Origin of the sequence: Pseudoalteromonas rubra (assembly GCF_005887095.1) — a bacterium.
In the GTDB taxonomy this organism is placed as follows: Bacteria; Pseudomonadota; Gammaproteobacteria; order Enterobacterales; family Alteromonadaceae; genus Pseudoalteromonas; species Pseudoalteromonas rubra_E.
The window spans coordinates 44,177-56,428 of sequence record NZ_PNCI01000010.1; the positions used below are offsets into that span (position 1 = coordinate 44,177).

Annotated in this window: 1 protein-coding gene (running past one end of the window); it reads left to right on the top strand. The window is 54.7% G+C overall.

Features of this window, described 5'->3' with window-relative positions:
* A protein-coding gene (locus tag CWB99_RS05395; RefSeq protein ID WP_171045267.1) for a non-ribosomal peptide synthetase crosses the window boundary here: on the top strand, nucleotides 1-12,252 show its 5' portion. It continues 759 nt past the right edge of the window; the window shows 12,252 of its 13,011 coding nt (coding positions 1-12,252); the start codon lies at nucleotides 1-3; its stop codon lies beyond the right edge, outside the window.

A 12,252-nucleotide genomic window follows, 5' to 3' on the forward strand; every position in this document is an offset into this window, starting at 1 on the left:
ATGAATAATAGACGTTACCCCCTGACATCATCTCAGCAACCAGTCTGGATGGAGCAAGTATTCAAGAGTGAATCCCCACTGTACAACGTTGGGGGTCGGTTTGTTTTAACAGGGGCACTGGACCCGAACCGCTTTAAACATGCACTGGATCACGTCGTGGCGCACACCGACGCGTATCGTATCAATCTGGTACTGGAAGACACCCAGCCCTGGCAAATCATCAATGATGATCTGGAACTGGACTGGAAGTGTATTGACCTCAGTGGCTATGCGGATGCGCATCAGCGTGCCGCAGACTATTGCCAGACTCAGATGTCTACCCCCTTTGATATTTATGGCCCTTGTTTATGGCGTATTCACTGGTTAAAAATCTCCGAGCAGGAGAGTGCCATGTGTATGGTGTTCCACCACCTGATAGTGGATGGCATAGCGGGCAGCCTGTTCCTTGAATACCTCAGTGAAACGTATTTGGCGATGGATGCACAGGGGCGTTTCATTAAAGAAGTGCCTGAACGCCCGTCATACAGCGAGTTTATTGAAAAAGACCTGGCCTATCGGCAGAGCAGTCGGTTCGAAAAAGACCGGGCTTTCTGGCAGGAAAAGTTCAAGGCCTTACCCGATCCGCTGCTACTGAAGAAAACCAATCAGTTTGATGACCAGCCATTTGCTCGCCGCGAGTATGAATTTACCCAGCAGCAGTACAATCAAATCGGCGCGGTTGCCGCGCGCTATGGCTGCTCGGCAACACACTTTTTCACCACCCTGGTCGCGGTGTATTTTTCGCAGATGAATGATAAGCGTGATCTGGTCCACATCGGGATGCCCGTCCACAACCGCAGCTCGGCTAAATTACGCCAGACGATAGGTATGATGGCGTCGGTGATCCCCGTTGGCGTGGCCTTTTCGCGTACCGATAGCTTTGCTGACACCTTCAAAGCCGTGGCCGCCGAGCTCAAACGCAGCTACAAATATCAAAAGTACCCACTGCATGAAATGATCCGCGACCTCAGGCCGATGAATGAGGGTGAGGGCCAGTTGTTCGATATTCAGCTGTCAGTGGAAGATCACCCTTCCGATACCCAGTTTGGCGAAGTGTCCAGTTACAAGGCGGTACTGAACAGTGGCTTTAGCTCATACCCTTTGTCTATTTATGTGCGCAGCCATGATAATATTAATAACGTCCATGTTGAGTTTAACTTTGACCGAAACTTCTTCAACGAGGATGAGATTGATGGCCATGTCAGTCGTCTGACGACCATGATTGCTGATGTGGTAACCAACCCAACCATGCTGATTGGCGATTACACGTTAGCCACTGAGCAGGAAGTTGAACAGCAGCTGTTCGACTGGAATGGCAACCAGGTTGACTATGCGTCTCAGTTAACGATACAGCAAGTGTTTGAGCAGCAAGTTGCTGCCACGCCTAAGCACTGCGCCCTGGTGTTTGGTGAGATGTCCCTGAGCTACCAGGCACTGAATGAACGGGCCAATCAGCTGGCTCACTATCTAGCGCAACAAGGGGTTATGCCGGGCAGCTATGTGGGTGTGTGTATCAACCGCTCCATCGAAATGATGATCGCCATTTTGGCGACTCTCAAAGCGGGGGGGGTTTACGTGCCCCTGGATCCCAATTACCCGGCGGAGCGCCTGGCCTACATGATGGAAGACTCCGCAGTTAGTGTGATCCTGACCAATGAGCGGTGTCGTGAGTCGCTGGCATTTGCCGCTGACAAAGTGATTTCGCTGGACACCCAGACTGGACAATGGGCTCAGTGTGGCCTGGACAACCTCAGCACAGAGATACAGCAGCACAGCGATGAGCTGGCATACCTGATTTATACGTCGGGGTCGACGGGCAAACCCAAAGGGGTGATGTGTACCCACCGTGGTATTGTCAATCTGGCGCAGAATCAGCGAGCCCGTTTTGCCATCACGCCACAAAGCCGGGTATTACATTACGCGTCAATCAGCTTTGATGCGGGCACCTGGGACTGGGTGATGGCGCTGCTCAACGGCGCAACTCTAGTGATCAGCAGTGATGAGGCACGTCTTGAACCAGCCAAAGTGGCCGATTTATTTGTCCAGCAGCAGATCACCCATGTGACCTTGCCACCGGCGTTTTTGGCGACCATGGAATATCGGGAAGACTATGCCCTGCAATGCCTGATTGTGGCGGGTGAGGCCTGCGAGCAAGAGCTGATGGACTTATGGTCCGCACGTTATGGGTTTTATAATGCCTACGGTCCGTCTGAGGCATCGGTGTGTGCCACTGTGTGTCAATTGATGCCGGGTAATGCGGTTCGCATCGGTAAGGCGCTCGATAATGTGTCTTTGTTTGTCCTGGACGAGTATCAAAAAATGCTGCCGGTTGGCTCAATTGGTGAGTTGTATATCGGTGGTGCCGGATTGGCGCAAGGCTATCTGAATCGCCCTGAGTTAAGCGAAGAGAAGTTTGTTGCTAATCCCTTTTATCAGCAAAACCCGCAGACCGGAGCGCGTCTGTATCGCAGTGGCGATCTGGTTCGTTATTTGCCGGATGGTGAGCTGGAGTTCGTCGGGCGTGCTGACGATCAGGTTAAAGTGAGCGGGTTCCGCGTCGAGCTGGGAGAAATTGAGCACGGCCTGAATAAACTCTCGGCCGTGCACTCATGTGTGGTGCTGGCAAAGCGCCAGGGTGGCACCAATCAGTTACTGGCCTGTGTGATCCCGGAGCAACCGGTGGCAGAGTCGGAGCAGGCTGAGTTTGTCTTTGCTCTGCAACGAGAGCTAGAGCAGGGGCTGCCAGCACACATGGTGCCGGGGCATTTTGCTTTGCTGACTCAGTGGCCACTGACCCCGAACGGTAAAATTGATAAGAAAGCTCTGTTGGCGTGTACAACCATTGCGTTGCAGGGGGAATACCTTGCACCACAAACGAATACCGAAATTACGTTGGCGGCCTTATGGTCTGAGTTACTCAAAGTCGATGATGTAAGCGCGACCGCCAACTTTTTCCAGCTGGGCGGCCATTCCCTGTTGCTGATGCAACTGGCCAGTCAGCTGCAAAGCCTGGGCTGGCAAGCGCGGGTTCACGATCTGTTTGCCACCGCGTCGTTACGGGAAATGGCAGAACTGCTGGACAGGCAGGGTAAAGGTGGCAGCACGTTTGAAGTGCCGGAAAATGGCATCCCGGCTGATTGTGGCTATGTGACGCCCGAGATGCTGGATCTGGTTGAATTAAGCCAGCATGAAATCGATGAGATTGCCGCAAAAATACCCGGTGCACACCGCAATATTGCCGACATATATCCGCTGGCACCCCTTCAGGAAGGCGTGTTATTCGTGCATACCTTAAACACCCAGGCTGACCCGTATGTCACCACGGCGGCGTTTGAGTTTACCGGAACTGAACAGCTGGCGAACTTCCAGCAGGCGCTGCAACGTATGCTGACAACCCACGATGTGCTGCGCACAGCGGTGATGTGGCGCGAGCGCGAAACAGCTGTGCAGGTGGTGATGCGTGATGCAAAGCTGAGCGTGTCGCATCTGGTATTTGATACTGAGCAACCGATCAAAGCCGCATTTGAAGCCTATGTGGCTGAGCATCAGCACACTCTGGACCTTGAACTGGCACCACTTATCAAGTTGGCTGTTGCAGAAGCCTGTGACGAGGGCAAGTGCTACGCATTATTGACTTTCCATCACCTCACAACGGATCACGTTTCACTGGATATCCTGGTATCCCAGTTACAACAGCTATGTGATGATCCCGATTCGGCATTGCCCACGCCCTTGCCTTATCGCGCCTTTATCGCGCATACGCTTGAACACAATCGAGGGCTTGACCTAGCCGGATTCTTCTCGGCGCAATTGGGCGATATAGCAACCCCCACACTGCCTTTTGGTCTGAGTGAGGTGACAGGCAGTGGTGAGACTATCGTTGATCACCATGACACATTACCGATTGAGCTGAGTGACGCAATCCGCACCCTGGCCCGGCGTGAAAGACTGAGTCCTGCGGCTGTGTTTCACCTCGCCTGGGCGCAGGTGATAGCCGCCTGTTGTGGGTCGCAGGAGGTGGTATTTGGCAGTGTGATGTCTGGCCGGATGAATGGCATGGCGGGCATTGAGACCATGATGGGAATGATGATCAACACCCTGCCATTGCGTGTTTCACTGGATGAGGCTCCTGTGCTGACTCAGCTTAAGCGGGTCGATCAGAGTCTTAAAGCGCTGTTGCCTTACGAACAGGTATCGCTGGCCGAAGCGCAAAAGTACAGCGGCCTTGCCAGCGGCGCAACCCTGTTCAGTGCCATGCTGAACTACCGACATTCTGCTGCGCAGGACGATATAACTGCGCTGCACGACAGCAATGCTGCCTGGACTTTACTGAGCGCCAAAGAGCGCACCAATTATCCGTTTGGTGTGTCGGTAAATGATTTAGGGCAAGGCTTCTCGCTGGAGTATCAGATTGACCAACAGGTTGATGCTAAGCAGATAGCGGCTTATCTGACGAATGCGCTGACAAACCTGGTGACAGCATTAGCAGAGGCACCGGAGCAACCCGTTGCTTACAGCGTACTGCCCGAGCAGGCACAGCAGCATCAGCTGGTGCAGTGGCAGGCGGATGTGCCCTGGTATCGCAGTGATATGCAGATCCAACAGGTGTTTGAAGCACAAGCCGCAAAGACGCCAGACGCCATTGCACTGCAACTCAATGAGCAGACACTCTGTTATGGCGAGCTCAACGCTCAGGCTAACCAGCTGGCGCATTACTTACGTGAGCAACATAGTGTGACTGATGGTACTTTGGTGGGTTTGTGCATTGGCCGCTCCATTCAGATGGTGGTAGCCACATTAGCGATTGTGAAAGCCGGCGGTGCCTACTTGCCATTAGAGCCCAATTATCCGCAGTCCCGCCTGGAGTATATGCTGGCTGACAGCGGTGCGCAGGTGATATTGACGGAGCAGGCGCTTAGCGAGCGACTGGCATTTAGCGATGCCGAATTAGTGGCCGTGGATACCCACAGCGCACGCTTTGCGCAGTATGGTACGGACAATCCGCTGTATGCGACGACCCAATCGCCCGAGTCTCTGGCCTATGTGATTTATACTTCGGGCTCAACAGGCAACCCCAAGGGCGTTATGACGCCACACCGTGCGGTGGTACGTCTGGTAGATAATCCGGACTTTATTGAGTTGGGGACTGACACGGCGTTTTTGCAATGTGCTAATATCGCCTTTGATGCAGCAACTATAGAGATTTGGGGACCCTTACTCAATGGTGGTCGTTGTGTGCTGTTCCCGGAGGAGTTTTTAACTGTGTCTCGTCTGGATGAGGTGATTGGTGAGCAACAGATCACCGATATGTTCCTGACCACCGGCCTCTTTGATGAGTGGAGTCGCACTGGCGTCACACAGACTTCATTACGTTGTGTCTTGTCCGGTGGTGAAGCCGCGCGTTTGAACAGCTGGGAAAAAGCCCTGGCCAGTAACCCGAATTGTCAGTTTATTCATGTGTATGGACCCACAGAAAACACCACTTTCTCCACCTGGTATGTGGTCAATGCCGACGATGTTGCCCGTGGCGTGCTGCCTATTGGTCGCGGGATTTGCGGTGATCGTTGCTATATTCTGTCTGCACAGCAGCAACTGCTGCCGGTGGGCGCCGTGGGCGAGCTTTACCTTGGTGGTGACGGGCTGGCGCTGGGATATCTCAACCTGACTGAGCTCAGTGCTGAGCGTTTTATTGATAACCCCTTTGCCGGAAGTGAAGGACAGCCGCAGCGCTTATACCGCTCCGGCGACCTGGTACGCTACAACGAACAGGGCCAGATTGTGTACGTTGGCCGGGTAGACGACCAGATTAAGATCCGCGGCTTTCGCGTCGAGTTAGGCGAAATCGAACACACACTCAATGCATTGGATCAGGTTGAGCAGGCCTTAGTGATTGCTCGTAAAGACCTCAGCAATAATGCCATGATAGTGGCCTATGTGGAGCCTGCAACTCAGGTGCCTGAGGGCCAGACACTGGGTCACTGGTTAAGCGAGGCGCTGGGCGATAGTTTACCGGCCTACATGGTCCCCGGTGCGTTTGTAGTAATGACGCAATGGCCACTCAATGCCAATGGCAAAATTGATAAACGCGCGCTGCCAGAACCAGATATGGCCGCAGAGCAGGGCCAGTACGAAGCGCCTGAAACAGACACGGAAATTCTGCTCAGCGACATCTGGTCGCAGCTGCTTGGTATTGAAGCGAGCAACATCAGCCGCACCGCAAACTTCTTTGAACTGGGCGGACACTCACTGCTGGTGATGAAGATCCATGCGCGGCTTAAGCAAGCTGGGTTTACGGCAGAAGCCGCAGCTATCTTTAAGGCCCAGACACTGGCTGAAATGGCCAGCACAGTGAGTAAGCTGGAAGAAGAAAGTAGCTGGCAAGTGCCCGCGAATGGGATAACGGCTGATACCACGGTTATCACGCCACAAATGCTGCCTTTGATTGCGCTGACCCAACGTGAAATCGATTCAGTCTGTGCGCAGATCCCCGGCGATGTACAGAACATTCAGGATATTTATCCGCTGGCACCACTGCAGGAAGGCATTTTGTTTGCGCATTCTTTGCAGCAAGAGTTTGACCCTTATGTGATTTCTGCGGCACTGACCTTTGCGGATGACACCAAGTTTGAGCGCTTCGTTACGGCGCTGGAGCAGGTGGTTGCCCGCCATGATATCTTGCGCAGTGTAATCCTCTGGCGCGGTCGCGACAAAGCGGTTCAGGTGGTACAGCGCGAGATAGGCAGTCTGGTTGAGTGGCTGGAATTTGGTGCTGAGCAAGATGTACTGGCCGCATTTAATGACTTTGTTGAACACGGCAATCATAAAATTGATGTCGAGCAAGCCCCGCTGGTACGCATGCAGGTTGTTCGGGATGAAGCCAGTGGCAAGGTGCATGCTTTGTTTAAGCATCATCACCTGATCACCGACCATGTGTCGGTTGAATTGATCCTGGAAGAACTCGCCATGTGTGTGGCGGGTGAGCAGGCCAGCTTGCCACCACAAGTGCCTTATCGCGAGTTTGTTGCCAAATCACAGCACATTGCTAAAACCCTCGACAGCGCGGCCTTTTTCTCGGCGCGTCTGGGGGAAGTTGATACGCCAACCTTACCTTTTGGCCTGGCAGACACGCTGGGCGACGGGTCGAATTCGCAGGAACTTAGCTATGCGCTGGCACCTGAGCTGGGTGAACGTATTCGTCAGTTGTCGCGCCAATTACAAATGGGCCCGGCGGTGTTATTCCATGCCGCCTGGGCACAGGTGCTGAGCCACTGCTGTAATATGCAGGATGTGGTGTTTGGTACTGTCCTCTCCGGACGCATGAGTGGAGAGGCGGGCGTGGAGCGTATGCTGGGCATGCTGATCAATACCTTGCCGGTGCGTGTAACGCTTGCGGATGTGGATGCCAGAACTTTGCTGACTCAGGTGCACGAGCAGCTGCAGGGATTGATCCCCTATGAGCAGGTGGCACTTGCCGAGGCGCAGCGTCACTCTCAGGTGGATGCCAGTTCGCCGCTGTTCAGCACCACGCTGAATTTCCGCCATTCTGAAAACCTTGATGAGCAGCAAAGCAGTCTGTACGACATTGCCGCAGTGCGTGAGCGCAGTAACTATCCGCTGGATCTGTCGGTGAATGACTTTGGTGATGCCTTCACCCTCGACTTCCAGGCGGATGCGCGTGTACCGCTGGCGCTGGTGGCAGACTTGATGAATACTGCCATCGATAACTTATTACACCATGCCATGCGCGACTCCGAGGAGTCACCGGCTCAGTGGACAGCCTATTCTGCCGAGCAGCGCCAGGCATTACTGAATGCACAGCAAGGGCCGATTGTGACCTTACCACAAGCTTCAGTGCATCAGCTGTTTGAGCAGCAGGCCTTAAAAACCATGGGCCGCGTTGCTGTCAGCTATGACGATGACTTTCTGACTTACCACTTGCTCAACGAGCGCGCCAACCAGCTGGCCCATTATTTACGCGCCGAGCATCAGGTGGGCCCGGATACCCTGGTCGGCCTGTGTGTCGGTCGCTCGCTGGAGATGATGGTGGCGGTGCTGGCTACCCTCAAAGCAGGCGGGGCCTATGTGCCGCTGGACCCGGATTATCCGCAGGAGCGTCTGGCCTATATGGTCGAGGACACCGGCCTGTCTGTAGTGCTGACCCAGCAAAAAGTCGCCGGGATCCTGAGTGATTTTAACGTCAAGGCTGTGCTGCTGGATGATGCCAGCCAGTTCGCAGGCTACCCAATCAGCAACCCAGATGTGGCCCTGACCCCAGATAATCTGGCTTATGTGATGTACACCTCGGGCTCGACCGGTAATCCCAAGGGCGTGATGATAAGTCATCATAACCTGATCAACTTTGCCGCCAACTGTGAGCAGCGCTACGAAATCACCGAAGCCGACAACGTGTTGCAGTTCTCTACCATGAACTTCGATATTTTCGTCGAAGAATGGCTGGCGACGCTGACTCAGGGTGCTACTTTGGTGCTGCGCGACGACGATGTGTCGCTGAGCCGCGAGGCCTTTATCGCTTTTTGCGACAGCCATGCCATCAGCGTGGCCAGCCTGCCAACGGCGTTCTGGCATATGCTGGCGCTGAGCGAAGCAGAGCTTGAGTCTCTGGCGCTGCGCCTGGTGATTGTCGGCGGTGAAGCGCTGGATAAACAATCGGTGGCCGCGCTTAAACCTGGCTTTGTGTTGCTCAATACTTATGGTCCGACGGAGACCACAGTCACCGCATCCGGCTACGCCATCAGTGGTGGTTACGATGCGCCCCGCGCGGTGCCCATCGGCCGCGCCAACGTCAATACTGCGACTCTGGTACTCAGCGAGCAGCTGACCTTATGCCCGCCGGGTGTGGTCGGTGAGCTGTACATCAGTGGTCAGTGTCTGGCCAGTGGCTATCTGCATCAACCGGGACTCACTGCCGAGCGCTTTATTGATAGCCCCTATTTTGACCCGGCTAATCCCGCGCTGAGCGCCCGTTTATACAAAACCGGCGACTTAGTGCGTATGGGCGCAGACGGCGAAATTGAGTTTGTCGGGCGCAGCGACGATCAGGTCAAGATCCGTGGTTTCCGCGTCGAATTGGGTGAGATTGAAACTCAGTTGATGAGCCATGAGCAGGTAGAGTCAGCGGTGGTACTGGCCCAGGCTGGCGCTCTTGATGGTATGAACAGGGGCGGCAAGGTACTGCGGGCTTTTGTGAAGGCGAAGAGCGAGCAAGACAGCAGCTTAATTGACGCACTGCAACAGCACCTGAGCGGCAACCTGCCTGATTACATGGTGCCGTCGGCCTACAGTTTTGTGGACCAGTGGCCGCTGACCGCCAATGGCAAGCTGGACAAGCGAGCGTTGCTGGCCCTGCCGACTAAAACGGTGGAGCAGCCTTATCAGGCACCGCACACCAATGCCGAAAAAATGGTGGTTGAGATTGTCGCGTCGCTGTTGTCGCTCGACGTCGATAAGGTGGGTGTCCACGCTAATTTCTTCGCGCTGGGGGGCCACTCGTTACTGATTATGCAGCTGGTCAGTCAGCTGCGCGCACGTCAGTATCAGGCGGACGTGCAGGCCCTGTTCAGGGCACACACGCTACAGGACATGGCACGCCAGGTTCGGGCACTTGGGAGTGAGGAACTAAGTCGTGTGCCCGCCAATTTAATTCCGGCGGACTGTACTCAAATTACCCCGGAGATGATCACACTGGCCGAGCTGGATGCGCAGCAACTCGAAGACATTGCGGCAACCATTCCTGGTGGCATGGCCAATATTCAGGACATCTACCCGCTGGCACCGTTGCAAGAAGGCGTGCTGTTTGTACACACCATGAGTGAAGGGCAGGACCCGTATGTCACCAGCACCACCTTTGAGTTCGACAGCCGCGAGTCTCTTGAGCGCTTTAAATGGGCATTGAATACGCTGATAGCCCGTCACGATGTACTGCGCACCGCCATATTATGGCGCAACCTCACTACTGCACTTCAGGTGGTGCAGCGCGAGGTAACGCTGCCAGTGACTGAGCTGGACTTCAGCGAGGCAAACGATGTTTGGGCCGCGTTCAGTGCGCATGTGGTTGAGCAGCCGCTGTGGATTGAGCTGGAAAGCGCGCCGCTTTTACAACTGAGCGTGTGCGAAGACGCCGCGCAGGGCAAGTATTATGCGCTGCTGTGCGAGCATCACCTGATCTCAGATCACGTGTCACTGGAAATTCTGGTCCATGAATTAACGGCGCTGCTGAATGGCAATGAAGCCAGTCTGGCTGAGCCAGTGCCGTACCGGGAGTTTGTCGGTCGCACCCTGGCACGCACCGCGAGTCTGGACACCGAAGCCTTTTTCACCCAGATGCTGGGGGGTGTCAGCGAACCCACCTTGCCTTATGGTCTGACAGACGTCCTGAATGACGGCTCGGGCATTGAAACGGTACATGTCACCCTGGATGAGGCACAGGCGCAGCGTATTCGCCGTCTGACCCGCCAGTATCACAGCAGCCCGGCAGCGTTGTTCCATCTGGTGTGGGCCAAAGTATTGGGCGTGTGCAGCGGTCAGTCCGAGGTGGTGTTCGGCACCGTGCTATCGGGTCGTATGAGCGATGATGGCCTGAGCAGCCAGCTGATGGGCATGATGATCAATACGCTGCCGCTGCGGGTGTCACTGAGCGGGCAGGATGCAATGAGCCTGCTGGCACAAATCAATGACGACCTGCGTGCACTGATGCCGTACGAACAGGTGTCACTGGCCGAGGCACAGCGCTGTAGCGGCGTAAGTGGTCAGCTGCCCCTGTTCAGCGCGATGCTGAACTATCGCCACTCGGCGGTGGAAGAGTCGCAGCTGGAGCAGGAGGTCGGATTCAAGGTGATTGCCAGTGAAGAGCGCACCAACTATCCGTTTAACCTCTCAGTGGATGACTTCGGCGATGGCTTTGGCTTTGAGCTTCAGGTCGATAAACGTGCCCCGGCGGCGCGCATAGCCGAGTATCTGCAAGTGACCCTGACCCAGGTGCTGGATTTACTGGACAGCCAGAGCCATACAGCGGTGCAGAGCCTGTGTGTGTTGGATGAAGCAGAGCGTCAGCAGCAACTGCACAGCTGGAATGACACGGCGCTGGATTACCCGCGTGAGCTGTGTATCCACGAGCTGTTTGAACAGCAGGCAGCGGCCACGCCGGAGCAGATTGCACTGCGCTTTGGTGAGCAGACCCTGAGTTATGGCGAGCTCAATAGCAGAGCTAACCAGTTGGCCCATTATCTGCGTGCAGAGCACAATATTGGGCCGGATTCGTTAGTGGGTTTATGTGTTGAGCGCTCGCTGGACATGGTGATAGGCATTTGGGGTATTCTCAAAGCCGGTGGGGCTTATGTGCCGCTGGACCCTAACTACCCGCAATCACGCCTGGCCTATCTGATTGAAGACGCCAGTCTAAATGTTGTATTAAGTCAACAGAATGTTGCAGAAAAGGTGTCGCTGGGATATGCTAACGTCGTTTTACTGGACGCACCAGAGTCTCATAATCACGACATATTTTCGGTTTATCCTGCATACGATTTAACCCGAGCAGAGACGGGTGTGTGTGCCCAGAGCCTGGCTTACCTGATCTATACCTCAGGGTCGACGGGTAAACCAAAAGGCGTGATGATTGAACATGGCAATACCGTGGCAATGTTGCAGTGGGCGAAACAGGCATACAGTGATGCAGAGCTGGATAAAGTGCTGGCATCGACGTCACTGAACTTTGACTTGTCGATTTATGAGTTGTTCCTACCGTTGTGCTTTGGTTATCAAAGTGTGATTGTGAACAATGCCATGGCACTGGCCGAGCAGCAGCTTGATATCAGCATGATCAACACCGTACCGTCGGCAATGAAAGCCTTGCTGGAAGTGGGGGCGGTGCCGCAAGGGGTTAAAGTGATTAACCTGGCGGGTGAGCCACTGACCGCGCAGCAGGTGAATCAGATTTTAGAAGCGTGCCCGGGTGTGGTGGTATGTAACCTTTATGGTCCGTCGGAAGACACCACTTATTCGACGGCAGCGCGCTTTACGTCTGCCTTGAGTCAGGTGCCGGATATTGGTCGGGTGATTGCAAACAGTCAGGCGTATGTACTTGGCAGCGCACAAGAATTGTTACCGACTGGCAGTGTCGGTGAGCTTTATCTGGGTGGTGCCGGTGTTGCACGAGGGTATTTGAACCGTCCTGAGCTGACGGCCGAGCGCTTTATC